The organism is Micromonospora sp. MW-13 (genome assembly GCF_003434305.1).
Taxonomy (GTDB): Bacteria; Actinomycetota; Actinomycetes; order Mycobacteriales; family Micromonosporaceae; genus Micromonospora.
The window spans coordinates 476,505-493,535 of the sequence record NZ_QKKX01000011.1 but is presented as its reverse complement, the minus strand read 5'-3'; the positions used below and the strand labels follow the sequence as shown (position 1 = coordinate 493,535).

At 75.5% G+C, this 17,031-nt stretch carries 18 protein-coding genes and 1 pseudogene; 13 read left to right on the top strand and 6 right to left on the bottom strand.

The annotated features are described in order from the left end of the window. The 3 genes from C5N14_RS09960 to C5N14_RS09950 all read left to right on the top strand — a co-directional run. Positions 1–517 (top strand): hypothetical protein (locus tag C5N14_RS09960; protein ID WP_243639372.1); only part of this gene is annotated, 517 nt, incomplete at its 5' end. Between the two features lie 175 nt (positions 518–692). Beyond that, positions 693–1,667: a pirin family protein gene (locus C5N14_RS09955; RefSeq protein ID WP_117667705.1), complete on the top strand. Its 975-nt coding sequence runs from the start codon at positions 693–695 to the stop codon at positions 1,665–1,667. Positions 1,668–1,733: 66 nt separating this feature from the next. Further along, positions 1,734–2,399 (top strand): hypothetical protein, encoded by a 666-nt coding sequence (locus C5N14_RS09950; protein ID WP_117667704.1) that lies wholly within the window; start codon positions 1,734–1,736, stop codon positions 2,397–2,399. 213 nt (positions 2,400–2,612) lie between these two features. On the opposite strand, the gene C5N14_RS09945 is transcribed toward C5N14_RS09950, so the two are convergent. Next, entirely contained in the window at positions 2,613–3,260 is a 648-nt protein-coding gene (locus C5N14_RS09945; RefSeq protein ID WP_207892673.1) for a DUF1345 domain-containing protein, read from the bottom strand. Between the two features lie 36 nt (positions 3,261–3,296). Continuing rightward, positions 3,297–3,566, bottom strand: coding sequence for a DUF2795 domain-containing protein (locus C5N14_RS09940; RefSeq protein ID WP_117667702.1), 270 nt, complete (start codon positions 3,564–3,566; stop codon positions 3,297–3,299). A gap of 167 nt (positions 3,567–3,733) precedes the next feature. On the opposite strand from C5N14_RS09940, the gene C5N14_RS09935 reads away from it, so the two are divergent. After that, positions 3,734–4,147, top strand: coding sequence for a DUF2267 domain-containing protein (locus C5N14_RS09935; RefSeq protein ID WP_117667700.1), 414 nt, complete (start codon positions 3,734–3,736; stop codon positions 4,145–4,147). A gap of 92 nt (positions 4,148–4,239) precedes the next feature. Here the strand turns inward: C5N14_RS09935 and C5N14_RS09930 are convergent, their stop codons facing one another. Beyond that, complete coding sequence (locus C5N14_RS09930; RefSeq protein ID WP_117667698.1) at positions 4,240–5,439, bottom strand: CaiB/BaiF CoA-transferase family protein; 1,200 nt, start codon at positions 5,437–5,439, stop codon at positions 4,240–4,242. A gap of 332 nt (positions 5,440–5,771) precedes the next feature. On the opposite strand from C5N14_RS09930, the gene C5N14_RS09925 reads away from it, so the two are divergent. The 8 genes from C5N14_RS09925 (at position 5,772) to C5N14_RS09890 (ending at position 13,568) form a co-directional block, all read left to right on the top strand. After that, on the top strand, positions 5,772–6,791 hold the full coding sequence (locus C5N14_RS09925) for a TerC/Alx family metal homeostasis membrane protein (protein WP_117667696.1): 1,020 nt from the start codon (positions 5,772–5,774) through the stop codon (positions 6,789–6,791). 70 nt (positions 6,792–6,861) lie between these two features. Then, positions 6,862–7,452 carry a sulfite oxidase-like oxidoreductase gene (locus tag C5N14_RS09920; RefSeq protein ID WP_207892685.1) on the top strand — a complete coding sequence of 197 codons (591 nt, stop codon included), beginning with the start codon at positions 6,862–6,864 and terminating at the stop codon, positions 7,450–7,452. Continuing rightward, positions 7,449–8,195, top strand: coding sequence for a ferredoxin reductase (locus C5N14_RS09915; RefSeq protein ID WP_243639370.1), 747 nt, complete (start codon positions 7,449–7,451; stop codon positions 8,193–8,195). Before C5N14_RS09920 ends, C5N14_RS09915 begins: the two co-directional genes overlap by 4 nt. Positions 8,196–8,279: 84 nt before the next feature. Further along, positions 8,280–8,573, top strand: coding sequence for a DUF6510 family protein (locus C5N14_RS09910; RefSeq protein WP_117667691.1), 294 nt, complete (start codon positions 8,280–8,282; stop codon positions 8,571–8,573). A 124-nt stretch (positions 8,574–8,697) separates the two neighbouring features. Continuing rightward, a complete protein-coding gene (locus tag C5N14_RS09905; protein WP_117667689.1) occupies positions 8,698–9,852 on the top strand; it encodes a ThiF family adenylyltransferase in 1,155 nt (384 codons plus the stop codon). Between the two features lie 360 nt (positions 9,853–10,212). After that, on the top strand, positions 10,213–11,445 hold the full coding sequence (locus C5N14_RS09900; protein ID WP_243639369.1) for an alpha/beta hydrolase-fold protein: 1,233 nt from the start codon (positions 10,213–10,215) through the stop codon (positions 11,443–11,445). Positions 11,446–11,560: 115 nt separating this feature from the next. Further along, on the top strand, positions 11,561–12,088 hold the full coding sequence (locus C5N14_RS09895) for a GNAT family N-acetyltransferase (protein WP_243639367.1): 528 nt from the start codon (positions 11,561–11,563) through the stop codon (positions 12,086–12,088). Between the two features lie 178 nt (positions 12,089–12,266). Next, the gene (locus tag C5N14_RS09890) at positions 12,267–13,568 is read left to right on the top strand and encodes an NAD(P)/FAD-dependent oxidoreductase (RefSeq protein ID WP_117667685.1); all 1,302 of its coding nucleotides are present in this window, start codon (positions 12,267–12,269) and stop codon (positions 13,566–13,568) included. Between the two features lie 47 nt (positions 13,569–13,615). Here C5N14_RS09890 and C5N14_RS09885 read toward each other — a convergent pair whose 3' ends face one another. The 3 genes and pseudogenes from C5N14_RS09885 to C5N14_RS09875 all read right to left on the bottom strand — a co-directional run. After that, the gene (locus C5N14_RS09885) at positions 13,616–14,674 is read right to left on the bottom strand and encodes an AI-2E family transporter (RefSeq protein WP_117667683.1); all 1,059 of its coding nucleotides are present in this window, start codon (positions 14,672–14,674) and stop codon (positions 13,616–13,618) included. A gap of 56 nt (positions 14,675–14,730) precedes the next feature. After that, the gene (locus C5N14_RS09880; protein ID WP_117667797.1) at positions 14,731–15,522 is read right to left on the bottom strand and encodes a spermidine synthase; all 792 of its coding nucleotides are present in this window, start codon (positions 15,520–15,522) and stop codon (positions 14,731–14,733) included. Between the two features lie 85 nt (positions 15,523–15,607). Next, positions 15,608–16,258, bottom strand: a pseudogene (locus tag C5N14_RS09875) (DUF2267 domain-containing protein); the annotation flags it as partial. Positions 16,259–16,474: 216 nt separating this feature from the next. Between C5N14_RS09875 and C5N14_RS09870 the strand changes: the two are divergent. Next, positions 16,475–16,792, top strand: coding sequence for a hypothetical protein (locus tag C5N14_RS09870; protein WP_117667679.1), 318 nt, complete (start codon positions 16,475–16,477; stop codon positions 16,790–16,792). Positions 16,793–17,031: the final 239 nt, after the last annotated feature.

Genomic DNA, 17,031 nt, shown 5'->3' with positions numbered 1-17,031 from the left:
CCCGGCCGTCGAGTCGGCCCCGAAGGCGGTCGCCGTGCAGGCCGACAAGCCGGGCGTCGACAAGCCGGGCGTCGACAAGGGCAGGCTGATCCCGCACGGTGTGCGGGGCGAGCAGTCGCGTATCACGCTTGACGGTGAGCAGACCGCCAACGTCAAGGCGATCGTCGCCGCGACGAAGAAGGCCGGCCTGGACGAGCGGGCCGCGGTCGTCTCGGTCGGTACCGCGTTGCAGGAGTCGAAGCTGGAGAACCTGGGTCACCTGGGTGACCGTAACGACCATGACTCGCTGGGTCTGTTCCAGCAGCGTCCGTCGTCCGGGTGGGGTTCGCCGGAGCAGATCACCGATCCGGAGCACTCGACCCTGGCGTTCCTGAAGGGGTTGAAGCAGGTTGACGGGTGGCGGGACATGCCGCTGACCGAGGCCGCGCAGACGGTGCAGGTGTCGGCGTACCCCGACGCGTACGCGCAGTGGGAACAGCAGGCCGCCGACCTGGTCGCCGAACACTGGAACAGCTGACCCGTACCGAACAACGCCGCTGGCCGGTCCCCGACACCCCGGGGACCGGCCAGCGGCGTCTGCGCGTCTGGAGCCAGCGGTTCCCTGCCGGGGACCGCAGTGGGAGCGCAGCGTCGACCTGGTGGCCGGGGCGAACGCGGTGACCATCGAGAGGGCCTGAGCGTACAGTCGGGCGGTGGACCGTACCGAATCCCTGCCGGCACAGACGCGACCGCCCGGTGTGGCGGCCACCGATCCGGGCAGCGTGTTGCTGCCCGGGCACGACGTGCCGCTCGGCCGCTACACGACGGTGCGCCGGCTGCTGCCGCAGCGCCAGCGCCGGATGGTCGGGGCCTGGTGCTTCGTCGACCACTTCGGGCCGGACGACGTCGCCGAGCGGCCCGGGATGGAGGTTCCGCCGCACCCGCACACCGGGTTGCAGACGGTCACCTGGCTGCTCGACGGGGAGATCGTGCACCGGGACAGCCTCGGCAACGTCCAGCCGATCCGGCCGGGGCAGCTCAACGTGATGACCTCCGGCCACGGCATCGCCCACTCGGAGCGGTCGCCGGCGGCGCATCCGCCGGTGATGCACGGCGTACAGCTCTGGGTGGCCCTGCCGGACCCGGCGCGGGCCGCGGCACCCGACTTCGCCCACCACGCGGACCTGCCGGTGTGGCGCGACGGCGGCCTCGACGTCACGCTGCTGGCCGGCGAGTTGGGCGGGGAGCGGTCCCCGGCGGCGCTGCACACCCCGCTGGTCGGCGCCCAGCTCACGGCCCGGGGCGCGGCACCGTCCCGGCTGCCGTTGCGCCGCGACTTCGAGTACGGCCTGCTGGCGATGTCCGGTTCCGCCCAGGTGGGTGAGGTACCGCTGGAGCCGGGCGCGCTGCTCTACCTCGGCGCCGGCCGGGAGAGCCTCACCCTGGGCGCGGCGCCGGGCAGCCGGCTGTTGCTGCTCGGCGGCGCACCGTTCGAGGAGCCGCTGGTGATGTGGTGGAACTTCGTCGGCCGGTCGCACGAGGAGGTCGCCGCGGCCCGCGAGGACTGGATGGCCGGCGACCCGCGCTTCGGGACGGTGGCCGACGACGGGGCGCCGCCGCTGCCGGCGCCCGCGCTGCCGACCACCCGGCTCAAGGCCCGCACCCGGCACGGCGACGTCCGGGCCTGAGCCCGGGCGGGGCCGGCCTGCCCCGGGGCGCAGGCGTGGCGGCCGGCGGCGCGGGTAGTCGCGGGCATGCCGACCACCACGATCTCCAGCATCGAGGACAAGAAGCGCATGGTACGCCGGCTCGCCGGCAGCGGGCGCGGGTTCGCCGAGCAGTACGGGTTCCGCGTCACCAACAACCCGTCCAACCTGTTCCAGCTCCTCGTCCTGTCGGTCCTGCTGGCCCGGCGGGGCGACTTCCGGCGGGCCGTGGACACCGCCGTCGCGCTGCGCGACGCCGGCTGGGACAGCGCGGCCCGGATGGCCCGTTCGCTGCACGCCGACCGGGTGCGGGTGCTGCGGGCGACCGGGCAGCGCGGCGACGTGGACGCCCTCGCCGACACCCTGGGCGACCTCGCCCGCGCCGTGGTGGAGCGGTACCGGGGCGACCTGCGTCGACTGCGCGCCACGGCGCACCACGACCCGGCCGGCGAGCGGGTGCTGCTGGCCGAGCTGCCCGGGGTCGAGGCCGAGGTGGTGGACCTGTTCCTGCGCGAGGCGCAGGCGCTGTGGCGGGAGGTGGCCCCGGTCGCGGACCGGCGGGCGCTCGCCGCGGCCCGCCGGCTCGGCCTGGGGCGGTCCGCGTCCGACCTCGCCCGGCTGGCCGGCAGCGGCGAGTCGGAGCGGCTGGCCTGGCTGGTCGGCGCGCTGGCCCGGGTGGACCTGGAGAAGCGGTACGCCGAGCTGGCCGGCTGAACGTGTGCCGGCGCACAGTTCCTCGAAATCTGACCGTAAGTACGATGGCAGACGCTATGATGATCTCGGCAGTCGAGTCCGCCCGGTTCGGGTGGGCGGGGCCGCCCGGCGGTGCGACCCGGTTCGGGTCGCGGTCTCCGTCGGGAGACAGGTTCTGCGTGGCGCCCCGGGTCGCGGTTCGTGGCCCGGGGCGCCCGCCTGTCTCCGACCCGCTCAGCCGACCAGTCCGGCCAGCAGGTTCACCGTCGCGGCGATGATCACCGCGCCGAACAGGTACGACACCAGCGCGTGCCGTAGCACGGTCGTGCGCATCTCGTTGCTGGTCAGGTTCGTGTCGGAGACCTGGAAGGTCATTCCCACCGTGAACGCCAGGTAGGCGAAGTCCGAGTAGCGCGGGCGCTCCACCTGGTGGAACACCACCCCGCCGTCGGGTCCGCCGTAGTAGATCCGGGCGTACCGGGCGGTGTAGACGGTGTGCACCACCAGCCAGGACAGCAGCACGCTGGCCACGCCCAGCGCGCTGTAGGCGTCCCGGGACGGCCCGGGCCGGGCGCCGTGCGCGGTGACCAGCACGACCGCGACCGCGACCAGGCTGGCCAGGCAGGCGACCAGCAGCAGCAGATCGCGGGTGGGCCGGTTCGGGTCCTCCCGGACGGCGAGCCGGGCGGTCCGCTCGGCGTCCGACGACCACAGCGTGCGCCAGACCAGCACCAGCCAGCTCAGCGCGGCCGTGTCCCAGCCCACGATGGGGCCGAGCGACGGCGGGCCGACCAGCGCGAACAGGCCGCCGCCCAGCCCGCCGGCCAGCCCGAGCACGGCGAGCTGGACCACCGCCGGGGTGTGCCCGTCCCTACCGCGCACCGGTCGCGCCCTCACCCGCCCGCGCCGGCGCGGTGCTCAGATGCGCCGCAGGTGCTGCGCGACCCGGGTGTGCGGCTCCCGGGCCTGCGCCGCGCGTTGCGACCGGCCGACCTCGGGGGCGGCGTCGATCCCGGCGGACCGGGCCACCTCGTTGCCGTTGGCGTAGTCGACCGGGGGCAGGGCCCGCAGCGCGCGCAACACCTCCGGCGGCGCGCCCTCCCGTTCCGCCTCGCGCACCACGTCGGCCTTCCCGGCCGGGTAGTCGAGGCTGGACAGGTACCGCAGGACGTCGTCGTAACTCGCCATGGTGTGGGCTCCTCGCCGGTTCGATCCGGTTCGCGACCGGCCGCGGTTACCCACCTGTCGGCCACCCACGCCCGTCCGTGGCGGGCAATCGCGTACCGGCCGGTCGCCGTTTCCGGCCCCGCGCGGCGGGTACGCGACCGGCCCGAGGCAGCGGAAGGAGCACCGCCATGAACTACGACACGTTCGTCGACCAGGTGGCCCGGCGGGCCACGGTCCCCGCCGAGCGGGCCGTGGAGCTGACCCGGGCCACGCTGGAGACCCTGGCGGAGCGGCTGACCGGCGGCGAGGTGCTCGACCTCGCGGCGCAACTGCCGAAGCCGTTGCAACTGGTCCTGCGGCCCAGCCCGGACACCGAGGCCGCCGACCGGTTCGGCGCGGCCGAGTTCGTGGCCCGGGTCGGCCAGCGGGCCAGGCTCGACGAGCGGGCCGCCCGGGAGGCGGTTCGGATCGTGTTCGTCACCCTGCGCGAGGCAATCGCCGGCGGGGAGTTCGACGACATCGTGGTCCAGTTGCCGCGCGACTACCGGGAGATGGTGGAACCGGCGCTCGCCCCGGGGGCCGCCGCCCCGCGCCGACCCTGACCGCCTGTCGGCAGCGGGTGACCCGGCCGATCCGGCCACCCGCGGCACCCGGCCGGCCGGGTGCCGCGGGTGGTGCCGGGGGCCGCTGGCCCTCAGGCGACCGCGCCGGCGGCGCGCAGCGCGGCGATCCGGTCGGCGGCGAGGCCAGCCTCCGCCAGCACCTCGTCGGTGTGCTCGCCAGGGTGCGGCGGCGGCCGGCGCAGCGCCGTCGGCGTGCCGGAGAACCGGGGCGCCGGCGCCGGCTGGGTCGCCCCGGCGTGCTCCACGAACACCCTCCGGGTCGCCAGGTGCGGATGCTCCGGTGCCTCCCGCCAGTCCAGCACCGGCGCGACGCAGGCGTCCGAGGAGCCGAGCAGGGCCGTCCACTCGTCCCGGGTGCGGGTGCGGAACAGTCGCGCCCACGCCGCGCGCAGCGCCGGCCAGTTCGCCGGGTCGTCGCGGTCCGGCGCGTCGTCGCCGGGCAGCGGGAAGCCGGTGCGCCGGACCAGCTCCGCGTAGAAGCGGTGCTCCAGCGCGCCGACGGCGAGGTGGCGGCCGTCGGCGCACTCGTACGTGTCGTAGAACGGCGCGCCGCCGTCGAGGAGGTTGACCCCGCGCGGGTCCCGCCACATGCCGAGCCGGCGCAGCGCGTGGACCTGGGTGGACAGCGTCGCCACGCCGTCCACGACCGCCGCGTCGACGACCTGCCCGGGGGCGCCGGCCCGGACGGCGTACAGGGCCGAGACGATGCCCAGGGCCAGCATCATCCCGCCGCCGCCGAAGTCGCCGAGCAGGTTCAGCGGCGGCACCGGGCGCTCACCGGCCCGGCCGATGCCGTGCAGCGCCCCGGTCAGCGCCAGGTAGTCGATGTCGTGCCCGGCGTACGGGGCGAGCGGACCGTCCTGCCCCCAGCCGGTCATCCGCCCGTACACCAGGCGGGGGTTGACCGCGTGGCAGTCGGCGGGGCCCAGGCCGAGCCGCTCGGTCACCCCGGGGCGGAAGCCCTCGACCAGCGCGTCCGCGCGGCCGACCAGGGCCAGCACCGCGTCCCGGCCGCCGGCCGACTTCAGGTCCACCGCGACGGAGCGGCGGCCCCGGTTGAGCAGGTCCGGGTGCGGGGTGCCGAACGCCGCCGGGTCGACGTCGGTGGCCCGGTCCACCCGGACCACGTCGGCGCCCAGGTCGGCCAGCATCATCGCGGTGAACGGGCCGGGGCCGATGCCGGCCAGTTCGACCACCCGCACCCCGGCCAGGGGACCGGCCCCGCCGGCCGCCGGCCGGTCCGCGTCGGGGTGGCTCGCGCGCTCGTCCATCGGGCCACCATAGGCGTTCCGTGTTTGTCCCGTGGGGTGCCGGGAGTCCGCCCGCGCGACCACCGCGAGGCCCGGCGGGCATGGCCCGGGCCGTCCCGGGCGTCCTCGCCGCGATCCCTGGGCGGCCGGTTCCGCCCCGATCACCGCTGGTGACGGCCGGGATGATGGCTTGGCGAGTCGGCCGAGGCTGGCCTAACCTTGTCGCACGAGGGGAGTACTTCCCACGAACCATTCCGGTCAGTACGGCGTGCCCGGAGCGCGCCTCGGGTGGTTGCCCACGACACGGTGGGTGAAGGAGACCTCGAACATGACACGGTGTTCGAGGGGACCCCATGACCGAATTGTCGTATCTGTCTGCCGGTGAGTTGTCGTCGGTGGGCACGCCGACGCTCTGGGCGGTCACCATCGCCGGCGTGCTCGCCCTGCTGGTGCTGGACTTCCTCGTCACCCGCAAGCCGCACGAGGTGTCGATCAGGGAGGCGCTCGGCTGGTCCGCCTTCTACGTCGCCCTGCCGCTGGCCTTCGGCGCCTGGATCTGGTCCCGGTTCGGCTCCCAGCAGGGCGTGGAGTACCTGACCGGCTACCTGGTCGAGAAGTCCCTCTCGGTCGACAACCTGTTCGTCTTCATGCTGCTGCTGGCGGCGTTCGCGGTGCCCGCCGTGCTCGCCCAGCGGGTCCTGCTCTACGGCATCACCGGCGCGCTGGTGCTGCGGGCGATCTTCATCGCCCTCGGCGCGGCGGCCCTACAGACCCTCGACTTCGCCTTCCTGGTCTTCGCGGTCATCCTCATCGCCACCGCCGTCAAGCTGCTCCGCGACGCACTCTCCGGCCACGAGCAGGAGGTGGACATCAACCGGATGCGGTCGGTGAAGCTGCTGCGCCGGTTCATGCCGGTCGTCGAGGAGTACCAGGGCACGAGGATGACCGTCCGGCAGAACGGCCGTCGGGCGCTCACCCCGCTCGCCCTCGTGGTGGTCGCGGTGCTCGCCACCGACATCGTCTTCGCCGTCGACTCGGTGCCCGCGGTGTACGGCATCACCGAGGACCCGTACCTCGTCTTCGCCACCAACGCCTTCGCCCTGCTCGGCCTGCGGGCGCTGTACTTCGTGCTGCACGCCGCGCTGAGCCGGCTGGTGCACCTCAGCTACGGCCTGGCGGTCATCCTCGCCTTCATCGGCGTCAAGCTCGGCCTGCACTGGGCGCACGGGATCTGGCCGGGCGTGCCGCAGATCCCCACGCTGGCCTCGCTCGGGGTGATCATCGGCGTGCTGGTCGTCGTCACGCTCACCAGCCTTCGGGCCACCCGCGACGCCGCGCCGGGCGACAGGGAGACCGTCGTCGACCGGCACTGACCACCCCGGCGGGTCCGGGTGAACGGGACCGCCGCGATCCCGCAGGTGGTACGACTGACTCGTGGGAATCGTGTCACCGGGCTTCCAGGGCCGGCCCCGCTCGGCGGAGCCGGCCCTGCCACCGGGTCAGTACCTGACCGAGGACTTCCCGGTGCTCTCCGCCGGACCCACCCCGAAGGTGCGGCCGGACACGTGGGAGTTCGTCGTCACCACCGAGACCGGCGCGGAGCGCCGCTGGTCCTGGGCGGAGTTCACCGCCCTGCCCCAGGACACCCCGACCGTCGACATCCACTGCGTCACCCGCTGGTCCAAGCTCGCGACGACCTGGCAGGGCGTCTCGCTGGACGTCCTGCTCGACGGCGTCGACACCGACGCGGCCTACGCCCTGGTCCACTCCTACGGCGGGTACACCACCAACCTGCCGCTGGCCGACCTGCTGGGCGGCCGGGCCTGGGTGGCGCACCGCTTCGCCGGCCGGGACCTGCCCGCCGAGCACGGCGGCCCGGCCCGGCTGCTGGTGCCCCACCTGTACTTCTGGAAGTCCGCGAAGTGGGTGCGCGGCATCCGGCTCAAGACCATGGACGAGCCCGGCTTCTGGGAGACCGCCGGGTACCACGACTACGGCGACCCGTGGCGCGAGCAGCGCTACGCCGGCGATTGACCGCCCCGCTGGCCGCCCCGCTGACCTGGCGGGTGGCCCGGCTAGCCGAGCGCCGGGTCGAGACGCCCACCGCGCAGACCCTCGTCCTCGACGTGCCCGGCTGGCCCGGGCACCTCCCCGGCCAGCACGTCGACGTCCGGCTCACCGCGTCCGACGGGTACCAGGCCGTCCGGTCGTACTCCCTCGCCGGGCCGGCCGACGGCGACCGCATCGCGCTGACCGTGCAGCGGGTGCCCGACGGGGAGGTGTCGCCGTACCTGATCGACGTCTGGGCGCCGGGCGACCCGGTGGAGGTGCGCGGCCCCGTCGGCGGCTGGTTCGTCTGGCGGCCGGCGGAGACCGCACCGGTGCTGCTGGTCGCCGGCGGCTCGGGCGTGGTGCCGCTGATGGCGATGGTCCGGGCCCGCCGGGCCGCCGGCAGCCGGGCGCCGTTCCGGCTGGTCTACTCGGTGCGCACCCCGACCGACGTGTTCTACGCCGGGGAGCTGCGCCGCCGCGCCCGCGACGACCAGGGCCTCGACGTGGCGTACGTGTACACCCGGGCCGCGCCCGACGGGTGGCGGGGCGAGCCGCACCGGATCGGGCTCGCCGACGTGAACACCCACGGCTGGCCGCCCGACCTGGAGCCGCTCTGCTACGTCTGCGGGCCGACCGGCTTCGTCGAGACCGTGGCGGACCTGCTGGTGGGCCTGGGCCACCAGCCCCGGCGGGTCCGCACCGAACGGTTCGGCCCGACCGGTTGACCCGAAGGCCGGGCCGGCCGGTCGCCAGCCGCCGGGCGCGGCCGGCACCAGCCGATCCGGCCCTGACCCTGCCGAGGAGACCCGATGACCGAGATGTCCTACCTGGACGGCAACATGCTCGACGGCCCGCTGCGCGAGCTGTTCGCCGTCGACCTGAGCGCCGCCACCGGGCGCTGCCAGTCGTGCGGCATGACCGGCCCGCTGGCCGGCCTGCACGTCTACCCGCACGCCCCCGGCCTGGTCGCCCGCTGCCCGGCCTGCGCGGCGGTGATGCTGCGCCTGGTCCGGGCGCCCGACCGGGCCTGGCTGGACCTGCGCGGCACCACCTACCTCCAGATCCCCATGCCCCCCGACCAGCCCCAGCCCCGGCCCCTCTGACCCACCCCGCCCGAAGGCGTGGGTACCGATCGGTAACCGTTCGGCCCCGGGGTGTTGCGTTGCCGGCTCGGCTCCGCCAGTCTGATCCTCGGGACAGCGATCTGCCGTTCGGGGGCGAGGATCGATGGCACTGGCGACGTCCGGGTGGTATCCCCAGGTCAAACCCGAGCACGGCCTGCACCGGCTGCCGGGCGGTCGGGTCCGGGTGGGCGGCTCGGTCTACGGCATCGCGGCCGAGGTGCTCGATGCCACCGGAGCGATCTGGACGACGCTGTGCGCCGCCGACGGCACCCGCAGCGCCGAGGAGATCGTCCGGCACGTGCTCGCCGCGCACCCGGGCGAGAACGCCGGTGCGGTCCGTACCGCGCTCGACCAGTTCGCCGCCGCCGGGTACCTCGACGACGCGGCGGCCCCCGACCCGCCGGAACTCACCGCCCGCGACCGGGAGCGCCACGATCGCGGGCGGCGGTTCCACCGCTGGATCGACCTGGTTCCGCGCGCCACCTCGTGGGAGCCGCAGCTCGCCTTGAAGCGCGCCCGCGCGGTCGTGCTCGGGCTGGGCGGCACCGGCGGGGCCGCCGCGCTCGCCCTGGCCGCCGGCGGGGTCGGCCGGCTGCACTGCGTCGACCCCGACGTGGTCGAGCTGTCCAACCTCAACCGTCAGACCATGTACGTCGAGGACGACATCGGTCGACCCAAGGTGGACGCCTCGGTGGCCCGGCTGCGCCGGCTCAACTCCGACATCGAGGTCACCGGCGAGCGGTCCGAGGTGCGCGGGCCGGGTGACCTGCTACGGCTGGTCGCCGGCTGCGACGTGCTGCTGCTCTGCGCCGACCGGCCGGGCGCCATCCGGGCCTGGGCCAACCGGGTGTGCCTGGGCACCGCGACCCCCTGGGTGGACGCCGGGTACCACGGCCCGGTGGTGACGGCGGCGGCGTACCTGCCCCGGGTGGGCCCGTGCTACGAGTGCTTCTGGCTCGCCGAGCACGACAAACGCTGCCGCGACGACCCGGCCGCCGAGTACACCGTGGAACGGGAGAGCAGCAGCGCGGTCAGCGCGTCCTCGGCCGGTCTCTCCGGGCACCTCGCCGCCCACCTGGCGACTGCCCTGCTGACCGGCGTGCCGGCCGTCCGGCCCGGTCAGCTCCAGGGGATCAACCTGGTCGCCCCCGACCAGCACTTCCTCATCGCCCACCCGCCGCACCCGAGCTGCCCGGCGGGCTGCGGCGGGACACCCGTCGAGGCGGCGGTCGTCGCCGGCCGGGGGGCGCGCCGATGAGCGTCGAGGTCGCCGGCTCCGGCCGGGTCCTGCCGCACGTGCTGCGCCCGGAGCGCGTCCGGTGGCTGGTCGGTCGGCCGGTCACCGGGCGGGCGCGGCCGGTCCCGACCCCCTCGGAGGGAGGTGAGAACCGTGGAGCAGATCGTCATCCGGAAGCTGGACAAGGTGGAGACGACCAGTGCGAGCAACCCCAGCGGCAACTGAAGCCGGGGCCGACCGGCGCGCCACGGGGCGTGCCGGTGCCGGCGGCGGGACGGCGACGTGCACCGTCCCCAGCCCCGCCGCCGGAACCGACCGACCATCCACCACCGCGCGCGACCACCCGCACCTTCGACCGGATCGACCAGACAGGGACCAGCCGTGCCGGAGACCAGCCCCCGCATCGACCGCCTGCTGCACGACCTCAGCGCCGACGGCGCCCCGGTGCTCGCCGAGTTCTGGCGGGAGATGGCCGACCGGGGCACCCCGCTGGTCGAGCGGGTCGACAGCGACAGCGCCCTGGTCACCTTCCTGTGGCGCGGCGAGGCCGCGCAGACCAGCACCGGCTGGGGGATCAACCTGCCGTTGCGCCGGGTGCCGGGAACCGACGTGTGGCACGGTTCCGAGCGGCTGCCGCTGGACCTGCACACCATCTACTTCCTCCGGCACGGCGCGACCGACCTGCCCACCGACGCGACCGGCCGGGGCCCCACCCACCTGGACCCGCTCAACCACCGCCCGTTCCGCTTCCCGGCCGACCCCGCCGACCCCAACGACCGGGAGCTGTGGGCGTCCCTGCTGGAGCTGCCGCGGGCGCCCGACGATCCGTGGAGCCGGCCCCGCCCCGGCGTGCCACGGGGCACCCTGCTGAGCGCGAGCGTGCGCACCACCGCGTGGGGCGGGCGGCGGCGGGTCGCGGTCTACCGGCCGGCCGCCGCTGCCGACGGGCCGCTGCCGCTGCTGGTGGTCTTCGACGGCTACCTGGCCCGGGCGCTGCTGCGCGTCCCCACCACCCTGGACAACCTCATCGCCGCCGGCCGGATCCCGCCGACCATGGCGCTCTTCGTCACCGCCTCCAGTGGGACGCGCCGGATCGACGAACTGCGCCCGTCGGCCGCGCTGCGCGCGTTCGTCACCCGGGATCTGCTGCCCTGGGCCCGGCGCCGCTGGCCGGTGACCGACGACCCCGCCCGCCGGGTCGTCGCCGGCTCGTCGCTGGGCGGGCTCGCCGCCGCGTACGTCGCGTTGGCCGAGCCCGGCGCGTTCGGCGCGGTCATCGCCCAGTCCGGCAGCTTCTGGTGGCCGGCGTCGGCGGAACCGGCCGAGCGGGAGTGGCTGACCCGCGCGTACGCCGGGTGGCCGGCCGCGCCGGTACGGTTCTACCTGGACGTGGGGGACCGGGAGAACACCTGCCCCCGGCCCGGCCAGCTCGACCAGCTCTCGGTCAGCCGCCGCTTCCGGGACCTGCTGGTCGCGCGGGGCCACCAGGTCAGCTACGCCGAATACCGGGGCGGCCACGACTACGTGAACTGGCGGCGCACCTTCGCCGACGGCCTGCGCGCCGTCCTCGGCGCCGGTCGGCGGGAGCCCGTTCCGCCGGGGCGGGCGACCTGATCCGCCGGTCCGCCCCGGGCCGGCACCGTCGGCGCGGACGGGCCGCGCCGTCCGCTCGCCCGGCGGCGGTAACCGGCTGGACAGCGTCCCGCTCCGCCGGTCAGAGTGGTTGGCCGTGAGATACCTGAGCACCGGTGGGCTCGCCGCGATCCGCCGACCCCGACCTTCCGACGAGGCCGAGTTCGTCGCCGCCGCCCGGCGTAGCCGGCCGCTGCACCACCCGTGGCTGTCGGCCCCGGACACCCCGGAGGCGTACGCCACGTACCTGGGCTGGATCCGGCGCCGGAACCACTCCGGGTACCTGATCTGCGACCGGGCCGGCGGGGCGATCGCCGGGTACGTCAACATCAGCGGCATCCTCCTCGGCGCGTTGCGCGGCGGCTACCTCGGCTACGCGGCGTTCCTGCCGTACAGCGGCACCGGGCACGCGTCGGCCGGGATCGGCCTGGTGGTGCGGCACGCGTTCGACGTGTTGGGCCTGCACCGGCTGGAGGCGAACATCCAGCCGGGCAACGAGCCGTCCCGGCGGATCGCCCGCAAGCTCGGCTTCCGGCTGGAGGGCTACTCGCCGGACTACCTGTTCATCGACGGGGCGTGGCGGGACCACGAGCGGTGGGCGATCACCGCACCCGACCCGACCTGAGCCCGTCGGTGACCCCCGGACGGGGTCGAGCTGCGGCTCGCCGTCGCGGCCGACTTCGCCGACCTGTTCGAGGCCGAGTCCCGCGTGCGGGACCGCTCCGTCCGGCCCGCCCACGTCCGGCTCCAGCCGGACCGACCCCTGACGTTTGCCCGGGCCGGCGGCGGGAACGGCACTCCCCATGACGAAGCCTCGGGTGGTGATCGTGGGGGCCGGGTTCGCCGGTTACCACGCGGCGAAGACGTTGAGCGGGCTCGCCCGGAGCCGGGCCGAGATCGTCCTGCTGAACTCGACCGACTACTTCCTCTACCTGCCGCTGCTGCCCGAGGTGGCGGCCGGGGTGGTCGAGCCCGGACGGGTCTCGGTGCCGCTCAGCGGCACCCTCGACGGCGTGCGGGTGGTCGTCGGCGAGGCCGACCGGATCGACCTGCAGAACCGCTGGGTCGGCTACACGATGCCGGAGGGCGACCAGGGCCGGCTCGCCTACGACCGCCTGGTGCTCGCCGTCGGCAGCGTCAACAAGCTGCTGCCCATTCCCGGCGTCACCGAGTACGCCCACGGCTTCCGCGGCCTGCCCGAGGCGCTCTACCTGCACGACCACGTGGTACGCCAGATCGAGCTGGCCGAGCTGACCGACGACCCGGCCGAGCAGCGGGCCCGCACCACCTTCGTGGTGGTCGGCGCCGGCTACACCGGGACCGAGGTGGCCGCGCACGGCCAGCTCTTCACCGACCGGCTGGTCGCCCAGCGCCCGCACCTGGGCGTCCGGCCCCGCTGGATGCTGCTCGACGTGGCCCCCCGGGTGCTGCCCGAACTTGACCAGCGGATGTCCGCGACCGCCGACCGGGTGCTGCGTCGGCGCGGCGTCGACGTGCGGATGGGCACCTCGGTGGCGGAGGCCACGTTCGACGGGGTGCGGCTGACCGACGGGGAGTGCGTGGCCACGTGCAGCCTGGTCTGGTGCGTCGGGGTGCGCCCCGACCCGTTCGTCGCCGAGCTCGGCCTGCGCACCGAGAAGGGCCGCCTGGTGGTCGACGAGTACCTCACCGTCCCCGGCTTCCCCGAGGTGTACGCCTGCGGCGACGCCGCCGCGGTGCCCGACCTGACCCGCCCCGGGCAGGTGTGCACCATGACCGCCCAACACGCCCAGCGTCAGGGCAAACTCGCCGCCCACAACATCGCCGCCTCCTACGGGCAGGGCCGGCGCCGGCCGTACAAGCACCACGACCTGGGCTGGGTGGTCGACCTCGGCGGCAAGGACGCCGCGGCGAACCCGCTGAAGGTGTCGCTGTCCGGGCTGCCGGCCAAGGCCGTGACCCGCGGCTACCACCTGCTGGCCATGCCGGGCAACCGGGCCCGCGTCGGCGCGGACTGGCTGCTCGACGCCACCCTGCCCCGCCCGGCCGTGCAACTCGGCCTGGTCCCGGCCAACGCGGTGCCGCTGGAGAGCTCGTCGCCGGAGGTCCCGGCCCGGCGCGGCTGAGGGCCGACGGCGCGCGGGGGTGAACCGTCTTCCGCCGCCGCGGCGGATCACCGGTCCCCGGCCGGTCGCGGGCGGCGGCCCCTTGGCCAGAACTCGCGCAGCAGGAGCTGCCCGATCCCGGCGGCCGGGACGGCCAGCAGCGCGCCGACCAGGCCGGCCAGCTCCGCCGCGAACAGGACGCTGGCCAGCACGGTCAACGGGTTCAGCCGGACCGCCCGGGCCATGATCACCGGTTGCAGCAGGTGGTTCTCCACCTGCTGGTAGACCACGAAGAACACCAGCACCACGATCCCGGCGGTGGGGGAGTGCAGGAACCCGGCGCCGCCCGCGAGGATCGCCCCCAACGTCGCGCCGACCAGGGGCACCAGGTCGGCGATCGCCACCAGCAGCGCGATCACCCCGGCGAACGGCACCCCGGTCAGGATGAGCACCAGGAAGGTGAGGACGCCGCAGATCACGCTGATCAGCAGGTTCCCGGTCAGGTAGCCGGTGATCACCCGGGACACGCCCCGGCCGATCCGCCGGGCCCGGCGGGCCGCCCGGTCGCTGAGCAGAGCGGTCACGCCCGCGGTGATCTTCGGTGCCTCCAGCACCATGAGGTACGCCAGCACGATGACGGTGAGCACCCCGGCGAGGGCCTCCAGCACGCGCCGGACCAGCCCGACGCTCGGTTCGCGCAACCGGCTGCCGTACTGCTGGATCTGGTCGGAGTGGCCGTCGAGGTACCGCCGCAGCCGCAGCCGCTCCAGCGCCTCGCCGGCTGGCCCCCGCCCCGCGCGGGTCTCCCGCAGCAGGTCCGGGGCCCGTTCGGCGAACCGGCCCAACTCGTCCACCAGCGGCAGGAAGATCACGGCGGTCAGCGCGGCGAGCACCCCGAACGCGGCCAGGAAGACGACCAGGGTGGCCAGCGCGCGGCGCCGCACGAAGCGCCGTTGCGCGCCGTCGACCAGGGGCTTCAGCGCGACGGCGAAGAACGCGGCGACCACGGCCCAGACCAGCACCCGCCGGGTGGCCCAGATCAGGGCCAGCCCGAGCAGGGTGGCCAGCACCAGGCCGATGACGATCGCGGCCCGCCGGGCGGTGACCCTGTCGTCGGCGTCGCTCATCCGGCGCGGCTACCCCCGCCGCCGGGCCGGAAACCCGTCCGCGCCCGGGGCGCGGCTCAGGAGACACCGAGGGAGGCGTCCGTGCCCGGGCGGGCCCCGCCGACGAACTCGTCGAGCGCCGACCCGTGCAGCACCTGCCCCGGGACCGGGTCGCGGGCCGCCCGCGCGGCCAGCCGGTTGGCCGGCAGCCGTCCCGCCCGGCCGGCGGCGGCGAGCACCACGTTGCCGTAGCGCCGCCCCCGCAGCATCCGCCGGTCGGCGACCAGGCACACCTCGGCGAAGACGGCCCGCAGCGTGGCCACCCTCGCCCGGGTGAACACCAACGGCGGCAGGTCGGTGACGTTGACCAGCAGGATCCCGTCCGGGCGCAGTACCCGAGCCGCCTCGGCGGCGAACTCCACGCTGGCCACGTGCCCCGGCATCCGGGCCGCCCGGTACACGTCGGCGAGCACCAGGTCGTACCCGCCCGGCGGGGCCCCGGTCACCGCCTCGCGGGCGTCGGCGAGTTCGAGGCGTACCCCCGGCGGAGGCGCGGGCAGCTCGCGGCGGACCAGCTCGACCACGGCGGCGTCCCGCTCCACCACGAGCTGGGCGGAGCCCGGCCGGGTCACCCCGACGTACCGGGGCAGGGTCAACGCGCCCCCGCCGAGGTGCAGCGCGTCGACCGGGACGCCGGGCGGCGCCGCCAGGTCGACCACGGCGGCCATTCGGCGGACGTACTCGAAGTGCAGGTGTCGGGGGTCGGCCACGTCGACGTACGACTGGGCCACCCCGCCCGCGAGCAGGGTGCGCCCGGTGCGCCGGGCCGGGTCGACCACCAGCAGCGGGCCGTCGGCGGCGGAGTGCATCCCGGCACCGTAGCCGCCGTCCGGCCGGGCCCGCACCTGGCGGCGGCGGGCCGGCGGCAGGCGCGCCCGCCGGCCCGCGCGCTCAACCGCCGGCCGCCGGGCCGAGCAGGTCGCGTAGCCCGTCCGGTACGTGCAGGGAGGCGAGCAGGTCGCCGTCCCGCTCGGCCAGCGCGGCGAGCGTCGCCTCCGCCTGGTAGCGGGCCTGCTCCGGGGTACGGCCGCTGAGCCGGGCCACCTCGGCGAGGAAGCCGGGCAGGTCGTGGTGGCGCTCGATGCCGTCCACCGGGACCACGTCGTGCAGCGACACCGGCACCGCCGTCAGCAGCCGCTCCCGGGCGGCCTGGTCCAGCGCCCAGGCCAGAGTCAGCACGGTCGCCTCGGCCGCCACCTTGGCGGTGCGGAAGTCGACGCCGGCCCGCCGGCCGACGTCGTCGACCAGTTCCCGGTAGCCCACGCCGACGGCCCCCGGCGCCCCGGCGGGGCCGCGCCGCGCGCGCGGCTGCGACGGGGTGGCCGGCGCGGGGGCGGCCGGCGGCGGGGCCGGCCCGCCCCGGGTGCTGTCGGGCTTGTGCCGGCCGGCCGGCGGCGGCCCGGCGCGCTTGCCCCGGTCCAGGTGCGTGAGCTGTTTGGACGCGCTGAGGCTCGCACCGGTCTCACTGGCCTGCCGGCCGCGCTCGCGGGCCTGCCGGGCCAGCGCCCGGCGGCGCTGGTTGTCACCCTCCATCTGCTTACGCATGGCACACCTCGCCCTTCTCCGGTCCGTTGTCTCGACCGCCTTCCCGGCCTGGTCGGGGCCGAAACGGGTCGCGCCCCCGGCAGAAGCGGGGCGGCCGAGGGGCGGGCCGGACGGCCGGCCGCGTCATCCCGGGCGGGTGAGCCAGGCTCACCCGCCCGGGCTCCATGATCGGGGCGGACCGGAGTACTTCCGACACACGCGGAAGGGAAGGTCGTCATGAAGAGGATCGTCGAGATTGTCCCCGCCCGTCCCGGCTGGTACGCCCGCTGGCGGCTCACGCCACAGGCGACCAGGTGCTACCCGGTGAGCCTGTGGGCCCTGCTGGAGGAGGCCGACGGCGTCGGTCGCGAGGTGGTCGGCGTCGACTGCACCGGGCAGTGGCCCGGGGCGGACGACAACGAGGCGGGTGGGGAGTTCGTCCGTTACCTGTTCCAGACGCCCGGCTCCGGGCCACCGGAGGACGCGGAGCCGCCGCCCGGCGACGCGCAGCGCCGCCCCGACGGGCCGCGCCTGCAACCGGTGACCGCCACCTGAGGCTCCCGGCCCGCCACCTCGCGTAGCAGCGGTGCCGCAGTGGTGAAGGCGAGATCGCCGCCGACCCGGATGAGGGGTGCGTCCGGATCGGAGAGATCGACGGACATGGTCGGCGGCGTCGCGTCGGGCTGTCTCCGGCGGAGTACCACGATCACGCCTTTTCCGCGGGGCTGCCGGCCGGGCCGGCGGTGGGGTGGCGGTGCCGGCACACCGGCGTAGGGTGGGTGGAAGGATTGGAA

What these genes read in the sequence shown, in the direction of transcription:
- C5N14_RS09950 (WP_117667704.1), top strand. Translation starts at nt 1,734, where the DNA reads ATGCCGACCACCACGATCTCCAGCATCGAGGACAAGAAGCGCATGGTA.
- C5N14_RS09940 (WP_117667702.1), bottom strand. Translation starts at nt 3,566, where the DNA reads ATGGCGAGTTACGACGACGTCCTGCGGTACCTGTCCAGCCTCGACTAC.
- C5N14_RS09935 (WP_117667700.1), top strand. Translation starts at nt 3,734, where the DNA reads ATGAACTACGACACGTTCGTCGACCAGGTGGCCCGGCGGGCCACGGTC.
- C5N14_RS09930 (WP_117667698.1), bottom strand. Translation starts at nt 5,439, where the DNA reads ATGGACGAGCGCGCGAGCCACCCCGACGCGGACCGGCCGGCGGCCGGC.
- C5N14_RS09925 (WP_117667696.1), top strand. Translation starts at nt 5,772, where the DNA reads ATGACCGAATTGTCGTATCTGTCTGCCGGTGAGTTGTCGTCGGTGGGC.
- C5N14_RS09910 (WP_117667691.1), top strand. Translation starts at nt 8,280, where the DNA reads ATGACCGAGATGTCCTACCTGGACGGCAACATGCTCGACGGCCCGCTG.
- C5N14_RS09905 (WP_117667689.1), top strand. Translation starts at nt 8,698, where the DNA reads ATGGCACTGGCGACGTCCGGGTGGTATCCCCAGGTCAAACCCGAGCAC.
- C5N14_RS09890 (WP_117667685.1), top strand. Translation starts at nt 12,267, where the DNA reads ATGACGAAGCCTCGGGTGGTGATCGTGGGGGCCGGGTTCGCCGGTTAC.
- C5N14_RS09885 (WP_117667683.1), bottom strand. Translation starts at nt 14,674, where the DNA reads ATGAGCGACGCCGACGACAGGGTCACCGCCCGGCGGGCCGCGATCGTC.
- C5N14_RS09880 (WP_117667797.1), bottom strand. Translation starts at nt 15,522, where the DNA reads ATGCACTCCGCCGCCGACGGCCCGCTGCTGGTGGTCGACCCGGCCCGG.
- C5N14_RS09870 (WP_117667679.1), top strand. Translation starts at nt 16,475, where the DNA reads ATGAAGAGGATCGTCGAGATTGTCCCCGCCCGTCCCGGCTGGTACGCC.